At 57.8% G+C, this 22,542-nt stretch carries 18 protein-coding genes and 5 pseudogenes; 8 read left to right on the plus strand and 15 right to left on the minus strand.

The features are described 5' to 3' along the window. Nucleotides 1–99 precede the first annotated feature (99 nt). Nucleotides 100–645 carry a sterol desaturase family protein gene (locus J3P96_RS16685; RefSeq protein ID WP_434562999.1) on the plus strand — a complete coding sequence of 182 codons (546 nt, stop codon included), beginning with the start codon at nt 100–102 and terminating at the stop codon, nt 643–645. Here the strand turns inward: J3P96_RS16685 and J3P96_RS16690 are convergent. From J3P96_RS16690 to fni, 5 genes are read right to left on the minus strand one after another with little or no spacing between them, the layout of a single operon-like run. Beyond that, complete coding sequence (locus tag J3P96_RS16690) at nt 527–1,528, minus strand: phytoene/squalene synthase family protein (RefSeq protein ID WP_434652455.1); 1,002 nt, start codon at nt 1,526–1,528, stop codon at nt 527–529. The genes J3P96_RS16685 and J3P96_RS16690 overlap by 119 nt on opposite strands. Beyond that, nucleotides 1,525–3,015: a phytoene desaturase gene (locus J3P96_RS16695; RefSeq protein WP_434652457.1), complete on the minus strand. Its 1,491-nt coding sequence runs from the start codon at nt 3,013–3,015 to the stop codon at nt 1,525–1,527. Before J3P96_RS16695 ends, J3P96_RS16690 begins: the two co-directional genes overlap by 4 nt. Further along, nucleotides 3,012–4,190, minus strand: a complete 1,179-nt coding sequence (gene crtY, locus J3P96_RS16700; RefSeq protein WP_434562993.1) for a lycopene beta-cyclase CrtY — start codon at nt 4,188–4,190, stop codon at nt 3,012–3,014. Before crtY ends, J3P96_RS16695 begins: the two co-directional genes overlap by 4 nt. Further along, a complete protein-coding gene (locus tag J3P96_RS16705) occupies nt 4,187–5,485 on the minus strand; it encodes a glycosyltransferase (protein WP_434652459.1) in 1,299 nt (432 codons plus the stop codon). Before J3P96_RS16705 ends, crtY begins: the two co-directional genes overlap by 4 nt. Next, nucleotides 5,482–6,537, minus strand: coding sequence for a type 2 isopentenyl-diphosphate Delta-isomerase (gene fni / locus J3P96_RS16710; RefSeq protein ID WP_434652461.1), 1,056 nt, complete (start codon nt 6,535–6,537; stop codon nt 5,482–5,484). Before fni ends, J3P96_RS16705 begins: the two co-directional genes overlap by 4 nt. A gap of 217 nt (nt 6,538–6,754) precedes the next feature. Between fni and J3P96_RS16715 the strand changes: the two genes are divergently transcribed. Continuing rightward, nucleotides 6,755–7,672: a polyprenyl synthetase family protein gene (locus J3P96_RS16715; RefSeq protein ID WP_434577282.1), complete on the plus strand. Its 918-nt coding sequence runs from the start codon at nt 6,755–6,757 to the stop codon at nt 7,670–7,672. A 3-nt stretch (nt 7,673–7,675) separates the two neighbouring features. Here the strand turns inward: J3P96_RS16715 and J3P96_RS16720 are convergent, their stop codons facing one another. The 4 genes and pseudogenes from J3P96_RS16720 to J3P96_RS16735 form a co-directional block, all read right to left on the minus strand. Then, nucleotides 7,676–8,176 carry a hypothetical protein gene (locus tag J3P96_RS16720; protein WP_434577284.1) on the minus strand — a complete coding sequence of 167 codons (501 nt, stop codon included), beginning with the start codon at nt 8,174–8,176 and terminating at the stop codon, nt 7,676–7,678. Nucleotides 8,177–8,491: 315 nt separating this feature from the next. Then, nucleotides 8,492–9,001 (minus strand): annotated as a pseudogene (locus tag J3P96_RS16725) (TenA family transcriptional regulator); the annotation flags it as partial. A gap of 2 nt (nt 9,002–9,003) precedes the next feature. Beyond that, nucleotides 9,004–10,478: pseudogene (locus J3P96_RS16730) on the minus strand (AMP-binding protein). Further along, nucleotides 10,468–11,144: pseudogene (locus J3P96_RS16735) on the minus strand (thermostable hemolysin). Before J3P96_RS16735 ends, J3P96_RS16730 begins: the two co-directional pseudogenes overlap by 11 nt. A gap of 228 nt (nt 11,145–11,372) precedes the next feature. Here J3P96_RS16735 and J3P96_RS16740 point away from each other — a divergent pair. Then, a complete protein-coding gene (locus J3P96_RS16740; RefSeq protein WP_434652463.1) occupies nt 11,373–12,023 on the plus strand; it encodes a BON domain-containing protein in 651 nt (216 codons plus the stop codon). A gap of 139 nt (nt 12,024–12,162) precedes the next feature. Here J3P96_RS16740 and J3P96_RS16745 read toward each other — a convergent pair whose 3' ends face one another. From J3P96_RS16745 to J3P96_RS16760, 4 genes are all read right to left on the minus strand, one after another. Then, complete coding sequence (locus J3P96_RS16745; RefSeq protein ID WP_434652465.1) at nt 12,163–12,609, minus strand: hypothetical protein; 447 nt, start codon at nt 12,607–12,609, stop codon at nt 12,163–12,165. Between the two features lie 1,024 nt (nt 12,610–13,633). Then, nucleotides 13,634–13,900 (minus strand): hypothetical protein, encoded by a 267-nt coding sequence (locus J3P96_RS16750; protein ID WP_434604290.1) that lies wholly within the window; start codon nt 13,898–13,900, stop codon nt 13,634–13,636. Between the two features lie 196 nt (nt 13,901–14,096). After that, the gene (locus J3P96_RS16755) at nt 14,097–15,803 is read right to left on the minus strand and encodes a sensor domain-containing diguanylate cyclase (protein ID WP_434652467.1); all 1,707 of its coding nucleotides are present in this window, start codon (nt 15,801–15,803) and stop codon (nt 14,097–14,099) included. Between the two features lie 508 nt (nt 15,804–16,311). Continuing rightward, the gene (locus J3P96_RS16760) at nt 16,312–17,136 is read right to left on the minus strand and encodes a LysR family transcriptional regulator (RefSeq protein ID WP_434652469.1); all 825 of its coding nucleotides are present in this window, start codon (nt 17,134–17,136) and stop codon (nt 16,312–16,314) included. Between the two features lie 144 nt (nt 17,137–17,280). On the opposite strand from J3P96_RS16760, the pseudogene J3P96_RS16765 reads away from it, so the two are divergent. Next, a pseudogene (locus J3P96_RS16765) lies at nt 17,281–18,476 on the plus strand (MFS transporter). An 89-nt stretch (nt 18,477–18,565) separates the two neighbouring features. Further along, the gene (locus J3P96_RS16770) at nt 18,566–18,805 is read left to right on the plus strand and encodes a WYL domain-containing protein (RefSeq protein WP_434576423.1); all 240 of its coding nucleotides are present in this window, start codon (nt 18,566–18,568) and stop codon (nt 18,803–18,805) included. 185 nt (nt 18,806–18,990) lie between these two features. Here J3P96_RS16770 and J3P96_RS16775 read toward each other — a convergent pair whose 3' ends face one another. Continuing rightward, complete coding sequence (locus tag J3P96_RS16775) at nt 18,991–19,260, minus strand: hypothetical protein (protein ID WP_434652471.1); 270 nt, start codon at nt 19,258–19,260, stop codon at nt 18,991–18,993. Between the two features lie 74 nt (nt 19,261–19,334). On the opposite strand from J3P96_RS16775, the gene J3P96_RS16780 reads away from it, so the two are divergent. Beyond that, a complete protein-coding gene (locus tag J3P96_RS16780; protein WP_434575618.1) occupies nt 19,335–19,568 on the plus strand; it encodes a hypothetical protein in 234 nt (77 codons plus the stop codon). A gap of 109 nt (nt 19,569–19,677) precedes the next feature. Continuing rightward, complete coding sequence (locus tag J3P96_RS16785) at nt 19,678–20,691, plus strand: chemotaxis protein CheB (protein WP_434652473.1); 1,014 nt, start codon at nt 19,678–19,680, stop codon at nt 20,689–20,691. 204 nt (nt 20,692–20,895) lie between these two features. On the opposite strand, the pseudogene J3P96_RS16790 reads toward J3P96_RS16785, so the two are convergent. Beyond that, nucleotides 20,896–21,074: pseudogene (locus tag J3P96_RS16790) on the minus strand (KUP/HAK/KT family potassium transporter); the annotation flags it as partial. Between the two features lie 336 nt (nt 21,075–21,410). Here J3P96_RS16790 and J3P96_RS16795 point away from each other — a divergent pair. After that, entirely contained in the window at nt 21,411–22,415 is a 1,005-nt protein-coding gene (locus tag J3P96_RS16795; RefSeq protein WP_434559415.1) for a chemotaxis protein CheB, read from the plus strand. The last annotated feature ends 127 nt before the right edge of the window (nt 22,416–22,542 follow it).

Raw genomic sequence — 22,542 nt, forward strand, 5'->3', positions numbered from 1 at the left:
ATCAAGCTGAAATTTACCCTTTACAGGGGCCAGCATCGCGCTGTCAGATGTTAGAACCTTCACCGCCTCGGCGCAGTCCGATGCTGTGTCTTTGCTCAGATGAACCGCCTGATGACAAACGCACTGGTATTTTTCGCGACCCTTATCGGTATGGAGGGTTTTGCATTTCTTGCGCACAAATATGTGATGCACGGCTGGGGCTGGGGCTGGCACCGATCCCATCATGAACCCCGCACCGGCTGGTTGGAGAGAAACGACCTGTACGCGATCGTGTTCGCGCTGTTCGCCATCGTGCTGATCGCGCTTGGCACACAGGGCATCCGCCCACTGGAATGGATAGGGGCCGGGATGACGGCCTACGGTTTTTTGTACTTTCTGGCCCATGATGGGCTAGTCCACAAACGCTGGCCGTTGAAATATGTCCCTCGCACCGGTTATCTCAAGCGTCTGTATCAAGCGCACTTGATGCACCATGCGGTGTCGGGCAAGGACCGCTGTGTCTCATTCGGCTTTCTCTATGCCCCAACTACCGCTGCGCTTCGGGCTCAGTTGCGCGATCTGCATGGTGGGCCTCTTCACAAGAATGATCCGGACGTTGCCACAGGCTCGGCGAACGCTCGGGCCAGTGACGCCCGCGAGCAGTAACGGCACGGCACAGGCCGCTGAGCACCAGCCGCAACTTGTCGACCTTTGAGGTCGATGCCCGCGTGTCCCAGGCATGCTCGCCCCGTCTTGCGACCTTCATGCCAATCTGCCGATAGACACCCGACGCAGTCGCCACCGCCCACGCAGAACGCCACGGCAGTGCGCTTAATCCCGCCTCGGCACTGGCGTAAAAAGGCTCGGCCATCTGCACCAGCCGTTGCGCGAGAATGGCCAGGCCGGGCCGATACTGAACGTCGGCGAGTGACGCTTCGGGGATCGAAAGCTCATCCAGCCAGTCGCGTGGCAGATAGCACCGGCCGACGGCAGCGTCTTCGACGATATCGCGGGCAATGTTGGTCAGTTGAAACGCCATGCCCAGATCGCAGGCTCGGTCCAATGTCCTCTGGTCGCTGACACCCATGACCTGGGCCATCATCAGCCCGACGACCCCGGCCACGTGATAGCAGTAGTCCAAGGTATCGTTGACGCTCTGATAACGGCGCTGATGTACATCCATCGCAAAACCCGCCAGATGCTCCAGGGCATAGCGCTCCTGAATGCGGTGTTTGGCCACCACCTCTCTGAACGCTGCGAAGGCTGGGTGCTGCACAGGCAACCCGGCGTACACCGACCGAGTCTGAGCGGTAAGGTCGGCAAGGCGCCGGTCAATGTCAAACTGGCTCAACACGGTCGCCGAATGCCCCGCCTCCTGGCCGTCTATCACGTCATCGCAATGCCGACACCACGCATAAAGCATCACGGCGCTAGCCCGGGTCGAGGGGTCGAACAAACGCGAGGCTGCGGCAAAGCTCTTCGAGCCCACGGCAATGCTGCGTTCGGCGTGCTCCAGCAGGACCCGGTGCTGATCTGCATCGCGACTCATGAATGCAGATCCTCCAGCATCAAACCTGCCGTGGCCTTTGCCGAGCCGATGACACCGGGCACGCCCGCACCGGGATGAGTGCCCGCGCCTACCAGGTACACGTTGCCAAGGCTCGCGTCGCGGTTATGAGGCCGGAACCAGGCACTCTGCCAGAGGACCGGTTCAAGTGAAAATGCCGACCCCAAATGCGCATTCAACTCACTGAGAAAATCATTCGGGTTGAAAATCCGGCTGGTCACCAGATCGTCCCGCAAGCCGGGCATGTAGTGTTTCTCCAGATACGCGAAAATCCGATCCCGGTAGCGTGGGCCTTCCACCTCCCAGTCGATGGGCGCGTTACCCAGATGCGGAACCGGCGAGAGTACGTAGTGGCTGGAGCAGCCCGGCGGGGCCAGACTCGGGTCCGTGACGCAGGGAGCGTGCAGGTATAGCGAGAAATCCTCAGCCAGCTCAACGCCATTGAATATCTCGTGAATCAACGCCCGGTAGCGCGGCCCGAAGCAGACCGTGTGATGCTGAAGCTGGGGTTGCGGCCGCTTGAGGCCGAAATGGATGACGAACAGGGAATTGCTGAAACGCTTGCCTTTGAGACGCGCGCTTTCCTTGATGCCACGGGCATGGCCGCCCAGCAATCGCTCATAGGTATGCACCACGTCCGCATTCGAAGCGACGCAGTCCGCGTTCAGCAGGCGACCGTTTTTCAAGCGCACGCCGCTGGCTTTGCCCGCTTGCACCTCGATGCTGACGACATCGGCATTGAGCTCCACACGCCCGCCGATGTCTTCGAAAAGCCTGACCAGCCCATGCACCAGCGCCCCCGTACCACCCTTGGGAAACCACACGCCCCATTCGCGTTCCAGCGCATGGATCAAGGTGTAGATCGATGAGGTGGCAAACGGATTGCCGCCCACCAGCAGAGAGTGAAACGAAAACGCCTGGCGCAGCTTTTCGTCTTCGACAAACTCGGAAACCATCGAGTAGACGCTGCGCCACGCCTGCAGCCGAGCCAGCTGCGGCCCGGCCTTGATCATGTCCCGAAACGACAGGAACGGCACGGCGCCCAACTTGAGATAACCCTCGCGAAAGACCGCCCTGGAGTACGCCAGAAACCGCTGGTAGCCCTCTACATCCTTGGGGTTGAGCCTGGTGATCTGACGGTCCAGCTCGGCCTGATCGTTGGCATAGTCAAACTGCGTACCGTCCTCCCAGCACAAACGATAGAACGGCGAGACCGGCAGCATCTCGACGTAGTCCCGCATGGTTTTGCCCGCCGCTGCGAACAATTCTTCGATGGCCGTAGGGTCGGTAATCACTGTCGGCCCGGCATCGAAAGTAAATCCCTCGTCGTGATACACATAGGCGCGGCCGCCGGGCTTGTCGCGTTTTTCCAGCAAGGTGGTTTGCACACCCGCCGCCTGCAGCCGGATCGCCAGTGCCAGGCCACCAAAGCCTGCGCCGATCACAATCGCGCTTTTCCCCTGGGTCATGCTCGATCCTTGTAATGCCGAGGCAGGCAGCGAAGTGCCGCATGCATGGCCTCATTGATGGGAACAGGCGGCTTGCCGATCAGCACCCGGAGCTTGTCTTGCAAAGTGCTGTCGCCCGAATAGAAACGCCTGATCAGCCCCTCGGGCAGCCCGTAAAAACGCTGCATCACCCGCCAGCGGTCCTGGGGTTTGCCTGCCAGGAACAGCATGCGATTAAGCAAACGGTAAAACCCCTGGCGCCGCCACGCCTGCTCGGCGAATGCGCGAATGCCAAGGTATAAGGCGTCCGCTTGCAGGTTCTGTTGGCGGGCGAACCAGTCCGCCAGTTGAACCGCCAGGGGCAACGAATAACCCGTTGTGCAATGGCACAAACCGGCTCGCAAACCGGAACGCGGCTGGCCGGCCGCCTCGCGCCAGAAGCCGGAAAAGTCGCCTGCCAGGGTGATCGGCAACACGCCTTGCTCTTCGCGCAGGCAGCGAGCAATGGTCCATCCGCGATCTTGCACATAATCACGGATATGCTCGCGCAGTTGCTCTGAAGAAAAGCTCTGGCGGTCAACATAGTGGGTGTCCTCCACCAGCACCGTGTCGGCTGAAAACGGCAAGACGTAGACGAAACGATAGCCCTGCCTTTGAGCCAACCGGGCGTCCATAATAATCGGCGCGTCCAGCCCATGAGGGGCCTGTAGCTGCAGCACCTGGCCCAGAAACGCCTGTTGACCCAGCACCAGGTGTTCGCTGTGCCGGACGCCACGCCCGTCAATGACGGCCTTGGCCTGCAACTGCTCGCCGCCCTCCAGCAACAGCGAGGTCGGGGTGACCTGCTCAATCCGCTGTGCCACACGCAACCCTGCCCGCCCCCCTTCGCTGAGCGCGGGTTCGATCACTTGGGCAAAGCGTTCCGAGGTGATGCTGGCGTAACCGCTGTTCAGCCGACGCGAACGCCCCGGGAAATGCACATCGTAGGCGGGCCAGGTTTTCACCACCAAGGGCCTGATCCATTGATGCTGCTCTGCCGTCAAGTCCGAGTCGTGAAAGGACCAGGTATGGTTACCACCGATCCGGGCTTGCTCTTCAACGCAGAGCACCTGTAGCTCAGGGCGCAACTGCTTGAGTCGCCAGGCAATCAACCCATTGGCCAGCCCACCACCGGTAAGGATCAGGTCATAGATCATGCCACCGCCTGCGTCAGCACAGGTTGACCGCTGCGCACCGCCGCCTCGATGATGTCAGCCGCTTTGCGGGTGCCACCGGCGTGCTGCAACTCAGCCGCCATCCGCTGCAAAGGCTCTCGTGGAAGAACAAACAGCCGGGCCAGCCCATCAGCAATGGTGGCGGCACTCGCCCAGCGGTTTAGCTTCAGGCCCAGGCCTCGGTAGCTGACACGCGCCGCCACCCCCGGCTGGTCAAAACCGATGGGCATGACGAGCATCGGCGTAGTGGTGGCAATGGCATCCATCACGGTGTTGAGACCTCCATGGGTCACGACTACATCGGCGTGTTCAAGCACCGCTTGCTGGGGGGCGAACGCAGTGACCCAGGTCGCGCCACCCTCGAGAAGCATGCGTTCCTGGGCCGAATCGAGCCCGCCGCAATGGGCGACCAACAGCTGCGCGTCCAAGCGGCGGCAGGCCTTTGCAATCCGCCGGAACATACCCAGGCGCCCGCCCTGCAAGGTGCCCAGGCTGGCAAAGACGAAGGGTCGATTTTTATCAATCTGCCACTCAAAAGCTTCGCCGCCTGGCGAAGGTTGCCCGGCACTCGAAAAAGGCAGGCGCAACGGTCCTACGGCATGGAAATGCGCGGGCTGCTGCGTACGAGGAAAATCAAATCCTGCAAGGGTCTGGCTGATGTGGGCAAGCGGTGAAAGGCATTCATGCAGCGCATCGCGAGGCTTGATGGCAAGCTGTCGACATGCACCTCGCAACACGTCTCCCAGGGGTCGCATCAGCCAATCGTAAACCTGCTGGCTACCGGCGTACATGCGTAGGCTACGTTCGTCGCTGCCGTAGGCAAACGGCATCACCGGCAGCGGCAAGCCAGGCTCGCGGTTGACCGGCAACGCGCAAGCCACCGAGACATAAGGCAGGCCCAAGGCCTCGGCGACCAGCCCACCGGCAGCTTCCATCTGATCGCAGAGCAGCGCATCGACCTGTCTGTAAGCCAGCGCTGCGGGTAATTCTTTACACAGCATGCCTGTGGTTGCACACATATCGGCAATGACCCGCCGCAAAGTCAGCGGGTTATTCGAGCTGGCCGCGCGCTGCAACGAAGCGTCCAGGCTGCCCGGCGGATGGCTGCCAGCAACCGTCGCATGAAAACCGATACGCGGATCACCCAGCCAACGGCGCGCGTCGGGCTGCTGGAAGAACGTGACCTGATGCCCACGGTTCAACAGTTCTACCGCCAGCGCCTGAAAGGCCTGGAAGTGGCTATGGAACGCCGGGGTCACCACGCCGAAATGGCTCATGAGCGGTCGACCGACGAGAGTAATCTGGCTTGACGCAATGCCGCCAGATCTGCCGAGCCCGTACAAAAACAGGCAATGCGCAGCTGTTTAATGATGATGTTGAAGTGCTCGATGACCGACGCTGTCGATACCGTCGCATTGCGCAGCACTCCCGCCGCCTGCCCCACCAGGTCAGCCCCCAGACACAGCGCCTTGGCTACATCCACGCCATTACGAATGCCGCCGGATGCGATCAGCGTCATGCCGGGCAACGCCTCACGCACGCTGACCAGGCTGGTGGACGTCGATATGCCCCAATCGGCAAAAGCCATCGCCACCTCTTTATCGGCGGGGCTGCTGGCGCGCTCAGCTTCCACCGCCGCCCAACTGGTGCCGCCGGTGCCCGCCACGTCGATCACGCGGACCCCGACATCCGCCAGGGCCACCGCCACCGATGCCGATATGCCCGCCCCGACTTCCTTGACGATCACCGGCACGCCGACACTTTGCACGGTCAATCCGATAGCATCCAGCACACCTCGCCAATCCCGATCACCTTCGGCCTGAACGGCTTCCTGCAACGGGTTCAGATGGATGATCAAAGCGTTCGCCTGCAAGGTCTCCACGGCGCGGCGCGCCAGTTCCTGGCCATCTCTTTCCAAGAGCTGTGCCGCGCCGATATTGCCCAGCAACGGGATATCGGGAGCCAGCCGCCGCAACTCACGGGTCAAGCCCTGATCGTTGCCGCTGCGCAGCCCGACGCGCTGCGAACCTACGCCCATGGCGATACCAAGCTCTTGGGCGGCCTCGGCCAGATGGTGGTTGATCGCTGCAGAACGCTGCGCCCCACCGGTCATGGAGCTGATCAGCAAGGGCGCTCTGAGGGGGATCCCAACCAGCGCGCTGGTGAGGTCAATGCCGTTCAGGTCCAGCTCCGGCAACGCACAATGCTCGAACTGAAAGGCATCCAGCCCGCTGCCGCCACCCTGTCGTGGGTCATGACGCACACCACGGCCGTCCAGCACGATATTAAGATGATCATCCTTTCTCCGACTCAGGGGGTGCTCAGTCATGGAAGCTCCAATTCGGTTGAATCATTTTGCGGCGCGCGTGGTCATTGTGTTGAGCCAGGTTGTACAAGATTAAGATGCTAGTACAAGTTACGTACAATAATGACTATAACTGAGGCACTGGTTATTCAAAGTCGTTCAGAGTTTAAGACGCATCACGTGGCCAGCCAGCAAGCTGATCACCCTTCATTGATCACCCTTAAAGCAAAGGTCAAGACCGATGGCAATCGAGCCTGACGCAACCGTCGAATTTGGGTTTACCGAACTCCTGAAAGATGTGCGCGCGGCTATTGAACAGCGTCTGGACCAATTGCTGCCCAGCAGCAGCGACGAGCGGGATCTGGTCGCGCTTGCCATGCGTGACTCCACGCTGGCGCCCGGCAAGCGCATGCGGCCGATTCTGTTGATACTCGCTGCGCAAGGCCTGGGACACGGCGGCGATCAGGCACTGGACCTGGGCTGCGCCGTGGAATTGATCCACGCAGCGTCACTGGTGCTGGACGACATGCCGTGCATGGATAACGCGCGATTACGCCGTGGGCGTCCGACCGTGCATTTGAAGTTTGGCGAAGACGTGGCGATTCTTGCCGCCGTTGCCCTGCTCAGCCGCGCATTCGGGGTTGTTGCCGGAATTAGCGATCTGACCCCGGCGATCCGCATGCAACTGGTGGCGGTCATGGCCAATACCGTAGGCATGCAGGGGCTGGTCAAGGGCCAGTTCAAGGATCTACGTGAAGGCCAGCAAAACCGGGGCCCCGAGGAAATTGCGCTGACCAACAACCTGAAGACGGGGGTATTGTTTAGCGCGATTATGGACATGGCCTGGCTGATCAGTGATGCAAAAGCGAGCACACGCCCGATCCTGCAGAACTTCGCCATGGAGCTAGGTCAGGCGTTCCAGATGTATGACGATCTCAGGGATCATTGCCCGGACAGCGACAAGGATCAAGGCAAGGACGAGGGCAAGTCGACGTTCGTTGCGCTTTACGGCGAGCAGAAAGTCCGCGAACAGCTTAAGGCTCACCTCGTCAACGCCGAAAGCCATTTGCGGGAAGTCTACGGCCCTTCTCCAATGATCATCGGGTATATGCGGATGATCTTCGAAAAAGCGCTGCGACAACGTAGCGCAAGACCGTAGGGCTTACTTGGCCCGCTCGGCAATTGCTTGTTTCAATTTTTCGGCGTCTGCAAAACGCTGCTCACTGACGACCGCGCCATTGTTCAAGGCAAGCCACTGAACGGTATCCCGGTCGCCGCCATAGCGGCTGGCAACCCTGCCGTCCTGGTCCAGCATGATTCTGTATTTGGCCGAACGCATGGCCGGTACTGCCACTATCTTGACCAGTGAAGGCATCTTCTCGATATCCGCCACGTACACAATGTGGTGCGCTTCCAGGTAGCCCTCCGGTTGACCTTCCATCGCCGCATCCAGCAACTCTGCTGCGGACATACTGCGCGCTATCAACAGCACTTGAGCGCTGTCGTTCAAGGTATACGCCTTATCGTTCTGATCCAGCAGGGTCCACTTCACCACGGGTTGGTTTGAATCCTTGGGTTGATTCAGAACTTTTGATTGAGCTGAATCCTGCGCCAACACGTTAAAGCTTAGTAGTACACCGATCAGCAAGATCATACGCCGCATGATTTCGAACCTTATTCAGGGAAAGTCAGGGAGTGAAACGCAGGCGCCATCCTACGCCAGCCCGGCTATGACGCTCCACCGCCTTAACGCTTTTCTTGCCTGACCTGCTCGCAACGCACTGACGCCGAGTGTCTGCCTTACGCCATTGATTCAAGATTCGCCGCTGGGGCGCACGCTATGCCAGATGGTGCGGCTCAACGCGCGCCAGATACGCCGCCTCGTCACCCACCGTAATCAGACTCGAAATCAACGCTATGTCTTACCAGCAGAGATACCCACATCTCCCGGCAGTGATGAGCTCTGCATTTGACTAGCATGATCTTTCTGATCGATGGCTCTCTCAGTCTTGTGGAACGAGTGCTCTTCGTCCGCCGCCGAACTCACTGTGACGTTTTCGATGGCAGCCATGGCAATCTTAGAAAGATAGACCATGCCGAACAGACCGACCGGGTTACCTCGGGCGATCAGGTCATAGAGGTAGCTGACCATCAACTCGATGGGCAACGACGGCTGGCCGTTGCGCACCGCGTCCTTGTCGCCACCGCACGCGGCGATGTCGTCCAGCACCCATTGCTCGTGGCCGTATTCTTCGTCGATGTATTCGCACACAGCCTTGCGCAGCCATTCCAGGTGCGTTGGCAGACGAGCCCCGCACGCCATCATCAACGGCACGGTGTGACGGACATGGTAATAAGCCTGGATCAGAAAGCTGCGGTAGCTCGCCAGGCTGACCTGCCCCCCCAGGGCGTCACGGATAATCGGAAGATTGAACAGCGTTTGGCGTTCCTGGAGGGTGGCTTCTTGCAGGGTGTCGAAAAAACTCATGGTCAGGATTCCTCGGACTGAATGGGGTCGGTGAGCAGCGCTCGGTACTGCTCGACAATGGCCTCGCGGCGCGGACGACCGTTGGCGGTGAGCAGGCCATTGGCGGCGCTGAAAGGTTGGTCCAGGCGCGTCCAGCGATGGACCCGGGCGTAATCGGGCAGCGTGTCATTGGCCTTGGCCACAGCCAGCGCAAGCGCCTGGTCGGAGCAGTCGGCACGGTTGGGCCAGAGCAGCGCATGGTTGTGGGGCATGGCTTCGCCATAAACGAAGGCCTGGGCGATGTCGCCACCCTGGGTGAGTTCGGCTTCAACCCATTCGGGATTGACGTTGCGCCCGAAACTGGTCACGAACTGGTGTTTCTTGCGACCGCGCAGGTACAGAAACCCGTCTTCGTCGAATTCGCCCAGGTCGCCGCTGGGCCACCACTCCCCGCGATACGGGACCTCTCCCAGGTAACCGAGCAAGGTCGACCCCTTGATCAGCACTTCGCCGTCCTCGGCCAAGCGCACCTGTACATGGGGCAGCGGCTGGCCGACGCTGCCGGCACGATGCGCTTCAGGGCGATTGAGGCACACCACCGAGGCGCATTCCGACAATCCGTAGCCTTCGAATACCGGCAGTCCCGCACGCTGGGCCCGTTGCAGCAACTCCTGGGACACCCGGGCGCCGCCGACGGCGGCGAACCGGACGAGGTGCGGGTTGAACATCTTCTGCTCGGCAGCCGTGACCAGCAGCAACAACAGCTGCGGGACCAGGATCAGGCTCTGCGCACGCCGTTCGCCAGGCAGCCCAGCAGGCGCGCCGGCTCGACCCCGCTGGCGCCCTGGATGCCGAGTGTCTTTTGGCTCGGCAGGCTCAACATTGCCCCGGCATATAACGCCGCATAACAACCGAGGTTTTCCAGCAGGATGGCCAGGGGCAGTAATGCCAAATGATGCCTGGCCTCGACCGGCTGGCTGGCCTGCTCCAGTTCCCGGGCCACTCGCAACAAACTTTCGGCGCCCAGGCACACCCCTTTCGGGGTGCCCGTGGTGCCGGAGGTGAATGTCAATTTGGCGGTGCCTGGCGGCATGCGACTTGGGCCGTCGAACGTCCGACGCCAGAATTCGCCGCTGTGCTGGTAGCCGGCGGCTCGCAATTCATCATCGAACCCAGGCTCGGCGATCACCCGTTCAGCCTGGCTCTGCTCCAGGCAGTGATGCCGCTGGGCCTGGCTGAAAAACCCGGGCAGGATCAAACAGGTCAGCCCTTCGAGCAGCGCGGCAAGGTCCCAGAGGATCGCTTCGATGCCGTTGTCCAGGGCCAGGGCGACGACCTGGACGTTTTCCTCGCGCAGACGTTGCTGGCGGTAGACCACTTCAGCGAAAAGTGTCGCGTAGTCGAGCTGCGAACCGTCACCCCACAGCGCGGTCACATGCCCTCGCCGCTGCGCATGGCCGCGCAACGTGTGCTTGAAACGCTCAATTTCAGGCGACATGGCAAGTTTCCCCGAGATGGGTCGGCAGTCCCAGGCGATTGAACAGGCCGGTGTTGCGCAGATGAATGAAACCGGCGCGAATGTTGCCGAAATGGACCCACGGTTGGCTGTCGTAGTAGCGACCCCAGAGGTAACGCTCCTCGCCGAGGCGCTGCGGATCGGCCGAGCATAAGGTCACGGGCTTGAGGCCGAGGCGATGGAAGCTGTTGACCAGGCCGATATTGCCGGTAAACGCGACCCACTCCAGGCCACCCATGGCCAGCAGATACGTGATCGCGATGATGCTCAACCGAGCGCTGCCGGTGTCGCTGGCGCCAGGTTGCCCACCTCGACGATGCCGGCACGGTCCACTGGACGGTCGGTCGCCGCACTGATCAAGGGTTCGATGGGCGCGTCCAGATAGCGCTCCAGGAACAACGCCCCTTGCGCGGCGCGGCGTACGCCTGCCACGGCGCAGAGCCCGCCATTGGGGTCATCGAGCCCGAACAGCTCCGGCATGAAATGCCGGATGTCAGCACCGTGGACCTGGCGAAAACGCTGCTGGATAAACGCTTCGAACTCAGCCCGTCGCGGATGAGCAGGCAGCCCCCGGTGCAAATGACTGAGCGGCTGGGCAGCATCGCCGAAGGCCAGCGGCAAGTGAATGTTCCAATCGAAATCGGGCATGGTCCGACATACTCCCCAAGAGTGGTTGGGAGCCAGTATCGAGCCCGTTTCTTAATGAAGTCTGAAGATGCTCTGGTGCTCTGGTGTCGATGAGCGCGTCTTTATCTATGCATCTGATCTGGATCAAACACAACCACGCTCACGGGATGAACATCGGAGCACGCTACTCACCACGGCGAGACGTGCCGGTGGGGAAGCATTTTAACCAAGAACAGAGGAGTTGCCCCAATGAACGACTTGGACCTGCGCCGCAGCATTCTCGACGAATTGGAATTTTGTGCTCATCTCGACGATGCGGCAAATATCGGAGTATCCGTGGAAAACGGCATTGTCAGTCTGACGGGACACGTACATACCTACACGCAAAAAAAAGCAGTAGAGCAGGCCGTGAGGCGATTGAGAGGCGTTAGAGCCATCGCTGAGGAAATAGAAATACGCAGGCTCGAGGATCAATTGCTAAGCGATGACGTAATCGCTGCACGCTGCCTGGACGTTATCCGTTGGAATGCTGTTATTCCCGAAGATCAAATCCAAATCAATGTACAGCGAGGGGCCGTTCGCCTGGAGGGCGAGGTCGACTGGCAGTATCAAAAGCAAGCGGCAGAACGCGCGGTGCATGCATTGGCGGGCGTTGTCAGTATCGAGAATCGGTTGGCCATCCGGGACCGAGATAGCGCCAACGATATCAAAGGCCAGATAGAGGCATCTATGGGCCGCCACGCAGGGCTGAACGCCAATGATATTCATGTTTGCGTTGAAGGAGGAACAGTCAAGCTTGAGGGCCGGGTGCGTCTCTGGCGAGAACGCGAGGCTGCCGAGCAGGCGGCCTGGGCCGCACCAGGAGTCAAGCATGTCGAAAATTATTTGTTGATCGCCTAAGGCATTAATCCGGGCCCATTGGAAAGAACATGGGGTCGTGCGCGAGTCGGGACGACGGCATGAATGCACACCCTTCAGGCTATCGCGCATGAAGGCATCGGCAATTTAATCAACAACCAAACCCGCCAATGGCCCTGCATCAGAACCGAGCGAGCTCAATATCGGGAAACCATAAGGCATCTATGCAGCGTTGCGATTCCTCTTCAGTCACAGGCTCAAGGTTGAGCGGATCGAAATTCAGGCCATCGACCAGTGCCAGCGCAACGATGCCGTTTTTTTCCACGAGCGCATGAGCAAGACACTGACATAGGGCTCGTGGCGACGCCCTTTCCGGATAATCTATTTCGGCTATCTCAAACTCAATCTCTAGCCGCGTGGTACAGGTGCTTATCAAAGTCTGCACGGCACCCGAGGCGAAGTGAAGCGTGACGAAATAACCTGTCGCGAGTATCGCCAATGTGGCGAATAGCATAATGGCTTCTCTTCCCCAAATCCTTATATCAGGAAAATGGTGAAGCAATCCCACCCATCCCCGCCAAAAGCCGCGTGCGGCATGCGTAGCATCAGCGAATCTTTTGAATGTCATGACCGAGCCCTGCCCAGGAGTGTCGTTCAGAGCATGACGCCTGACGAATACCATCGTTTGACTTGAATCAAACTGTCCTGATTACTAATTCAAAGGTCGTATAGTTAGGCATCTGGGAGTAGTTACAGAGGCACCACATTGAAGATTCATCAACGTTAGGCAAGCTGCCGTATCGCCAGGTGTCGCCGACAAGTTGGGCTGTCCTAAGAAGTTGATGTTGCTCGGGTTTGGCGACTCGAACAACCTCGTGCTGAGCATCGGCCATTGTTTCAATGAACATCCCATTCATGGCTACCTGACCAGCAGGGGCGGACAGAACGAATTGGCATAGCGCAGTTTCAGCACTGCATTAATTGTCCGGCGGTTCCGCCCCCTTCACTATAAATAGCGCGAGGCCATCAAAATCAGGAAGGGAGTCATTTTTGGAGCGAGGCTTGGCGTGTCGGACCGCTGTATCGGTAAGGATCTACTCACTCCACTTTAATGAAGAAGTGTTGTACGGTTTTCAGAGCACCAAGCGGCTCTAAACTGATTCACCGAACTGATGTACTAAATAATGTACTTAAAAATCGTGGCTATTGATGTATCCGAATGGACTTTACTGGAACAAAAAAAGAGACCGAAGTCTCTTTTTTTTGGTTTCTACATACTTCAATGGAAGCCTATAGAAAAATAATTGGAGCGGGAAACGAGACTCGTATCTGATGTCCGACCCATTGAAATCTAAGGGGTTTCCTTTCTTGCCGAAGCAGGAAAAGACTCAATTCTGGACTTGTTTTTGGGGAGTATCAAGGCCAAGAGGAGTGATGCCGGGCTGCGCCAACTCATGCGACCCATAGCCAATAGGAAGGGTGCCTTGGCTCTGGACAATCATCCTGTCAAATGATCCAGAACCCATCGGCGAAATCCGGCTAGCTCGGAGGTCACGATTGCATCGTCCGCGCCGCTAATGCCATGCATATCAGCAGTTACATTTGCGCCTGATTGGCGCCCACGACGCCCCCTCACACCGAGCCTTAGCCGCTCACTTTTTCATACGTTGAACGAGGGTAGACGACCCTACGCTTTCCTTTCGCTCCCCCGTCCCTCCCCTCCCAAGCAGGCACAACGAGGCTAGGTTGAGACAATCGCGCTGATTGCGCGCCAGCATTTCCACCGTCAGTTGATAAGCCTGGTCGGCCGCATCCTTGAGCAGTTGCCAATCCTCCAGGCTGATAAATTGTTGCAACACCAATTCATCGGCGCGCCGAATCAGCGTGTCGCGATAATCCTCGGGAAAGTCCAGACGCAACCGACTGAAGACGACTCGTTTTTTGCGGCTTCAATGGGGGGGTTGTAGTCCATATCTGCCTGGAGTTTTCGGGCGCTCGGGTTGCGGGTACTCAACTGCGACACCTTTGCGATATCTGCGGCAGCCAACCAGTCATCGCTAGTGCTTCTGATCGGGCGACGAGCAGCGATCAGCCTGCTGCATCCCATCGAAACTTCTAGCGCTCATGCTTCACCAGAGGCCAGCATTCAACTCTGTTTTTCCCCAACCGCTTGGCTGCGTAAAGCGCTGAGTCAGCCGCCTTCAAAAGAGAGCCTTGGTCCAACCCGCTGGTTTCTGTAGAAGCGACCCCGAACGAAGCAGTCACTGTGAATGTCTGACCGTGATCCGTAAGACTCAACCCTTCAAGAGATGCTCGTATGGTCTCAGCACGTGACGTAGCGCTCTCTGAGGAACATTCTGGAAGAATCACAATCAGTTCCTCTCCGCCAAATCGACACGCGATATCGGAGGATCTCAACGATTGCAGAAGCAAAGCGGAAACCGCACGAAGCACAGAGTCGCCTGCGGGATGGCCGTAGGAGTCATTCAGATGCTTGAAGTTATCGAGGTCTAGCATGACGACACTCAGGGGGGACCCGTTGCGCTCAGAGCGCGCCAGCTCGCGCTTTAGCGCCTCGTCCATGAAGCGCCGGTTATACAACCCTGTCAGCGGATCCTTGATGGACTGAGTTTCCAATACTTGGCGCATCCGGCCATTCGCCAACGCCAGAGCCGTTTGTTCCGCCACAGCCTCAGCAATCTGTAACCGCTCTTCGGACAAGTCCCGCAATCCAACTTGACGGATATGCAACAGCCCGAGAATTTCGCCGTACGCCATTAAGGGCAAACAGCAATCGGTCACTTGGTCGGTGCCCGACGCCGGTGGGTAATGGCGACAGGAAAGATCGTGGTGATGCTCAGTCAAATGCCATCGCCCTCGCCGGATTGCCCAGCAATCCTTGGGGCTGAGCATGACATCAGCATTCTTCCCTTCAGCTTGACCCCACGACGCCGCTTGCTGAAGGACATCCGCCGAGTTGCGATAGAGAAAAAACTCCCCTTCACTCGCAGGTATTAATCGCTGACAGTACGTGCTGGCTAGTTGGAGCGTTTCCGTTTGAGTCAACTCCGTCTGCACCAATCTCGCCATTTCAGCGAGAAGGCCTATCTCCCCGTTGCGCCGTTCCAACCGCTCCAGGCTCTGGTTAAGTTGATTGCTGACGAGGATGGCCGCTGCGGCCGACTCCGATTGACGTCGGACGCTACGTCGCATGGATATATAGATAAAGCGACCCAAGCCCAAGGTCACGATAAAACTTACGATGGAAATCGCGACGGCCCAGCGGATGTTGCTCAAAAGTTGACGTTCGAGCGCCGCCAGTTCCTCTGCTTCGTCACTGATTAGTTCCGCACTGATGGTGCGCACAGTGTCCATCAGGGCCTTACCACTGCCAGCGGCAATCTCCGTCTCTGCCGCGTCATTTCCGTGGGGGCTTACCAGCTTCACCACACGATCCAAATGCGCCATTTTCAACTCAGCGTGGCGGATGAATTCTTCAACGCGCCCAACCTCTTCCGCTGGATCGCCTTGATAGGATGCGCGCAGGTTCTTGAGGGCCGGAGGCAGTTGGGATACGGCGATATAGTAAGGTTGTAGAAAGACTTCCTTTTCCGTCAACACGTAACCGCGCTCACCGGTCTCAGCATCAACCAACAAGCTCTGAACGTTGCGGATACGGTCTATCTGGGCCTCGACAACGTTACGCTCCAGGCGCGTCTCATTTGTCCAGAACAACGTGGCGGGGCCCACGGCCGCGGTGACCGCCATAACGATACTCGCGGCAGCGGTAGCGATGAGAAGGCTTGCTTTACGATCAGGCATTAACGATTACGCTCTTGGGGGCCAGTGATGTCGACATGCTAGAGAAAACGGCAAGAGGCAGAGGCAGTTAACAGGTTATGGCACCCAATAATAAGGCAACTAACCGCTATCGCCAGGTGTCGGGGAAGCTAGGAGCTTGCGCTAAGAAGCTCCCATTGAATCCTTGAGGCACCACTCATCAGATTTAGACGCTGGACGAGGTACTGCCTCGCTACGAGGTTAAAGGGCCGGGGCCAGCATGCGCTGTTCCACCCAAGGGGCGCCCCGCACGGCACAATCCGTCGACACAATCCCCGAACTACCTTCTCGCAGACAAAACGGATTATAGGCAAATGATCGAGAGAAATCTGTGGCATTGGGCGGGACATGTGAGGGGGGAACCCGGCTTGAGATCCCACCACCATCCCAATTATCACGGTGCCTACTTTCGAGATCTCGATGGCAACAAGCTGTGCGTCTGCTGTCATAACTCGTTGCCGACTGGTTCGTGGCACCACGGGCAAAGCCTTTATAACCGTTGCGCCCGCCCTCCTACCGCCTGAGTCAAATTGGCCGTCAGTAAGTCCAATAAAACAGCGACCTTGGGCAGCGCCTCGCGGCTTTTTTTGCAGGCAAGATTGATCGCCATCCCATCAGTTGCCAACTGGGGCAGTACTTCAACTAATGTTCCTTCGTCCAATTGTCGTGGGACCAACCAGGACGGCAACTGGACGATACCGCAGCCCGCCAACACCGCAACCACCAAGCCCTCGCCATCGCCCACCACCGGCGTTGGAGCCACCTGCATCCTGGCCGTTTCGCCCCTGTGGCGCCCGGCGAAATTCCAAGGGCTGACATTTCCATCCCGCCATCCGTAGGCGACGCACCGGTACTGTTCCAGATCAAGGTCCGTCAGGGGCGTGCCATGCCTGGCGAGATGCGCAGGTGATGCGCAGAAAATATGCCATTCGCTACCCAGGTACCGATGCCCCAACGTGTCCGGCCATACCTCTGCGCCGCCCAAACGGATAGCGATGTTCACATCTTCCTGAAGGTCGATCCGGCCCCTGCCACGGGGCTCGGCGTTTTCAGCCTGTAGCGACAGCTCGGCTTCTTCGAGGTCGGCAAGCACGCTTGTGCATGTGCGAAAAAGGGCCCCCCCTGCATCGGTCAGCGAAACACGTCGGGTCGTACGGTCGAACAGTCGGACGCCGAGCCGGCTTTCCAGGCGAGCAACGCTTTTACTGATGGCAGAACCCGTGAGGCTCATCCGTTCAGCAGCAGCCTTGAAGCTGCCGGATTCAGCGACGCAGACGAATACATCGATGCCCTTCAATCGTTCGGAGGAAAACATGGACATCCTTGATTCATGATCCTAATTCACTCAATGCAAGAAAAAACATCATAAATCAGAATTGAAATCCTCAGTAAGCTTGGCAGCCGCCTAATCACTGCGCAATAAACGCTGTGCATGAAATTCCGCTCGAATGAGGCAAGGATGCTCACCACCCTTAAACGCTATCCCACGTCAGTCAATTTGCTGCTTTCAGCGTCACTCATCTTGACGCTGGCCCGGGCAATCACGCTGCCCTATCTGGTCATCTACCTGTCGGACAGCTTTGGATTGAACGTCGCCGACATCGGGTGATAGGCAGCACATTGATCATCGGTTCCCTGTTGAGCCTCTACGGCGGCTTCCTGGTGGACAACATGCCCAGCCACCGACTCATCCTGGGATGCAGCGCACTGTTCACGGTGGGGTTTCTCGGGACGTTTCTGGCTCGCGAGCTCTGGCTGTTCTATGGTTGCCTGATACTGGTCAACCTGGCTTATGCCGTCATCGACATCGCGGTCAAGGCAAGGTTTGGCAGCGTGCTTGCAATCGCCGAGCGCAGCGAAGCGTTCGCAATCAAATACACGCTGACCAACATCGGTTATGCCGTTGGGCCGTTTCTGGGGGCGGGCATGGCCAAGCTGGACATCAGCTTGCCATTCCTGTTGTCCGGCATGCTGGGCGCCGGATTCTGCCTGGTCTATTTCGTCTGGGGCGACAGAGGCCTGACGGTCGTTGATGTGAGCTACAAACCTGTGCCTTTCCTGGCCGTAGGCAAGCTTCTGCTCCGGGATTACCGCTTAGTGTGCTTCACCCTCGGCGGTCTGCTCAGCGCGGTGGTCTTCGGCCAGTTCACGGCCTACCTCTCACAGTACCTGGTGGTCACGACATCAGCAGAGTTCACCTATCGCACCATCAGCGCCATTGTGACGACCAATGCGCTGATGGTGATCAGCCTGGAATACGCCATTGGCCGAAGAGTCTCTCAACATCATCTGAACCTGTGGCTGGCGGCGGGGCTGAGTCTGTTCATCCTTGGGTTGGCCGGCTTTGCCCTGGCCGATACCCTCGTGCTCTGGGTGATTGCCATGGCGGTGTTCACGCTCGGAGAGATCATCGTCTTCCCCGCTGAATACATGTTCATCGACAACATCGCGCCCGACCACTTGCGAGGCATGTACTACGCTGCGCAAAATTTTGGCAACCTCGGCGCCGCCTCCGGACCGGTGCTGTGTGGCCTGGTATTGGCGACGCAACCGCCTCACTGCATCTTCTACATGCTCGCCCTCTTCATTGTTGCCGGTGGCGTGTTTTATTTCCTGGGGGCTTGGAGGCTGGTCGACTCGCCGGCCAAGACGTAACGCACGGCTTGTCACTGGCCGGTAAATAACGACCGGACGGGGCGCTCAAGAGAGCAAGATTGGCGGAGCGTATTGTGCCCGTTGGCCTCATGCTGGGTCCTCTCCAGGGGAAAGACCATGACCGACACACAAACAGATGGTTGCTGCGGTGTGAATTACCCGACACTCAGGAGCTGAGATTATTCCTGATGAGCAATGCCGCGGACGTCGAAGTCGTGTCGCCCGCCCCCCTTCGCTGTCATGTCCGCGAGCAACTCGAAACAGCGGTCCAGCCTGATGAACTCCTGCAACACCCGTTCATCGGCGCGCCGAATCATGTGGCGTGGTAATCCTCGGGAAACTCCGGGCGATAGGCGTCGTCTTCGAGCAACAGCCGCCAGGCTTTCAGTTCATTTTCAAGTAGGTTTCACTCACGGGCGGTTGTCCTTTAAAAGTTCGAGCCAGTGGTCCCACCCCGGATAAACTAGGGTGGCGCCAGATGGTAAGCAAGGCTCAGCTCACTTACGCAAGAAGATCATGCTTGATGAAGTTGCGCACCGGCCAGGTGCGTTTCCTCCTGTTCCAGGGCATGGCCGAAGCGCTTGGCAATCAGTGGATGGCCCCCCTTCTGAACCAGTTCGATCAGCAACTCCCAAGCGGCGTTGTCCTCTAGCTCGATGGTCGGGATCGCGCTCATCGATTGAGACACGGTCGTGCGTGGGGCGGTCAATACTTGCAGCACGCCCACGACCTTGACGCCCGCCACCATCCGAATCCATTTGCACCAAGCAAAAATTACGTCCATAAACGTAAGCTCCAAAAAACTAAAAGGCGCTCCTCTCTTACTGTTTAAAGACCGGATGACGCGCGAGGACGATCATGAGAAATAACGCCATTATTTCCGCTTGGCATGAAGCCACCGACCGCACCAACGAGCTGTTTCGAGAGGCTGATCGTCTCAACGCGATCGCTTATGAACTGCTAACCCATGCCACAGATTCGCCTGAAGCCATGATCGCGTTTCAAAACGCGCGCGCAGCAGCTGATGCGAAATGCCTTGAAGGCAAAAAAGCCTGGGACCAGGCGAGGGCCGTATTTCGGAAAAAACACTGATACTAGTCACGCTTCATCGAACGTTCACCCGATTTGTAGGAACTAAACCTTCCATCAGGGTTTGGTTGGTAATCTTGTGTTTCGTTTTTAGAGAGGGAGGTGTGTATCTATGCAACTCGATAGCCACTGTCGGAATATTATCGTTATTGGGGCTTCCGCCGGTGGAGTCGAAGCATTAAGGAGTCTATTTCGCTCCTTACCCTCTGACTTGCCAGCGGCTTTTTTGGTAGTGCTACATATTCCTCCGCACTCGCCGAGTGAGCTAGGCAGGATACTTGCTCGTGAAACCAGCATGAAGGTCATTTCGGTACAAGCCAATCAACCGCTCAAAACCTCAACCGTCTACGTCGCCAGCGCTGATCACCATCTGCTTGTGACGAAGGAGGGGGTCCGCCTTACTCGCGGACCGAAGGAATGCAGAGTTCGTCCGGCTATCGATGTACTCTTTCGCTCAGCGTCGGTGGCTTATGACTCTAGGGTGATCGGAGTGATACTGACCGGAGCGCTGGACGACGGAACAGCGGGACTTTGGGCGATAAAGGACAAAAACGGTACGGCACTCGTGCAGGATCCTTCTGAAGCTACTTATGATTCCATGCCCCGTAGTGCGATAGAGCACGTCGAAACAGACTTTGTAGGCACGCTCACTGAGCTGGCGAATCAGATAGCAACGCGGGTTAGATTGCCGATCAAGCAACTGGCTACAAGATCCTTAAACGAGCGCCATCTGATCGAGACGAGCATCAGTGAAAATGGCAACGGCTTGGAAGCTGGCGTCATGAGTATAGGGAATATTTCAAGCTATACATGTCCCGATTGTCATGGAGTTTTGGTGCAGATAGAAGAAGGATCGATTGTCAGGTTTCGCTGCCATACGGGCCATGCGTTTTCGATCAAGACTCTAATCGCTGAAGTTAACGCCGCGATTGATACCGGGCTCTGGGACGCGCTCAGGGCGGTTGAAGAAAGAATTATGCTGCTTCGTCAAATGGGCGATCTGGCAGAAGCGCAAGGTTCTAAGAAAGATGCCGAGCGTTCCCGCTCCCAAGCCAAGGACGCAGAAGACCGTTTGAAGCCGCTCCGCGAGCTTGTACTAGACCCAGACTTTTTTCGCACCAGTTGAGTGACGCAATCAATCAGCACTCTCAGAGGGATCAGCGACGATTGCTCCTAGCTGATCGCTGCCCACCAGAGCGACTCCCTAGAACTGTCGTAGCCGATCGCATCTGTAATCGCCTTTGCACTGTGCCAGGTTTCCATAGCCAATACCTGCAACGCGAAGCCTCGCGCAACCTTCATCCGGACACTCAAGTAATGCGCTCTGAGCGATGCCCAGCACCCCGCCGTGATTAGCTTGTATACCAAAGTGACCGGCAAAAACCTCTTTCAGTATATAGAGAGCACTGGTACCGATATCGCCGTAGACCACGCCGACGGCAGCAATGACCAAGCCGAAGCCGGATGTTTTGGGTGAGTTTTATGTGCAATGGTCGCCGTTTCACTCACGAAGTCTCGGGGCCATCGAAGGTGGTGGCTGGGCCGACGGTGGCGCTGCGTTGGGGCTGCTGGGCGGTGGTTTGACCTCTCCACAGGTTGCGAGGAATAAATGCATGGCTTCCCTAGGTATGATCGATGCGATGCAGAGATTAAGCAAAGGGCGCCGGAAACGCGCTTAGTATCCCGACGGAAGGAAAAAGCCTCCGCAAAAAAGCATAAAACTGCTCCGCTCGGCCTCCTGCTGCCGCCGCCGGCTAACTTTTAGCTCCGGTTGAGGTTCTAAAGACGTGCAACCTAAATTTGAAACCGGCCGACCACATGGCCTATCGATATGTTGGGTAATCAATGCAGCCATACACACCCGCGCACCAGATTATTGTCATAGGCGCTTCCACTGGCGGGCTTCAAGCACTTCGGGAACTCCTAGGCCATTTCCCAAATGATCTCAACGCGTCAGTTTTCATTACCATGCACATCGGGGGAAACGCCAGTTCGTTACCGCATATTCTTGCCAAAGACACCTCTCTAGGGATCGGCTTCGCGGAGCCTCACGAAAAGATCAAAAATGGGCGCATCTACGTCGCGCCGCCTGATCGTCATCTTCTAATTGAAAACGACGTCATCCAGGTTGTTCGAAGCGCCAAGGAAAATCATGCCCGACCGGCAATTGACCCCATGTTTCGCTCCGCAGCCATCAGCCACCGAAACATGGTAATTGGCGTCATTCTCACTGGCGAAATGGATGACGGGATCGTTGGATTGCAAGCGGTGAAGGTGTATGGGGGGTTAGCATTGGTACAGGACCCGGCCACCGCCGAGGCGCCCTCTATGCCGGAGAGCGCACTTCGCCATGTAGAAGTTGATGCCTGCCGATCCGTAGCGGAACTAGGGAAGATAATCGTTCAGACAGTCCAAGAGCGTGCTGCGGTGGGCACAGCACTGTCTATGCATTCTCGCATTGAGCCATTCGCCACCGAGAATGAGCTCACCTTCGATTTGAGCGCGGGAGCCCCAAACGCTGTATCTCAGGTAGGCGCCGCATCAGGAATGTCTTGCCCCGAATGCGGGGGCGCACTATGGGAGATAGGGGCTTCGCCACCGCGGTATCGTTGCCATACCGGTCATAGCTACACCGCTGCAGCGCTGTTCCAATCCCAGAACAAGACAATGGAAGATGCTCTTTGGGTGGCCATACGAGCGCTGCATGAAAAGCAAACGCTGCTGGACCAGCTGGCGGAGCGCAGCAAATGCAACGGGCGCAGCAAGGCGGTGGACGAATACGAGCTTGCGAGAGAGGAGCTTAATTCACACAGCGCCGTTCTACGGGAGCTAATCGCGAACCTACGCTGACTGAATGTCGTCATTGTAGGGAAGCTCCTATCACAAGACATTGATTTGGACGATTAACTGCTGAACGCTGTGGATTAAGCCTGGCAGATAGGTGCACATTAAAATCTGGCTCACGATGCCACGGTAT

This window comes from Pseudomonas sp. R3-56 (assembly GCF_051132075.1).
GTDB lineage: Bacteria > Pseudomonadota > Gammaproteobacteria > Pseudomonadales > Pseudomonadaceae > Aquipseudomonas.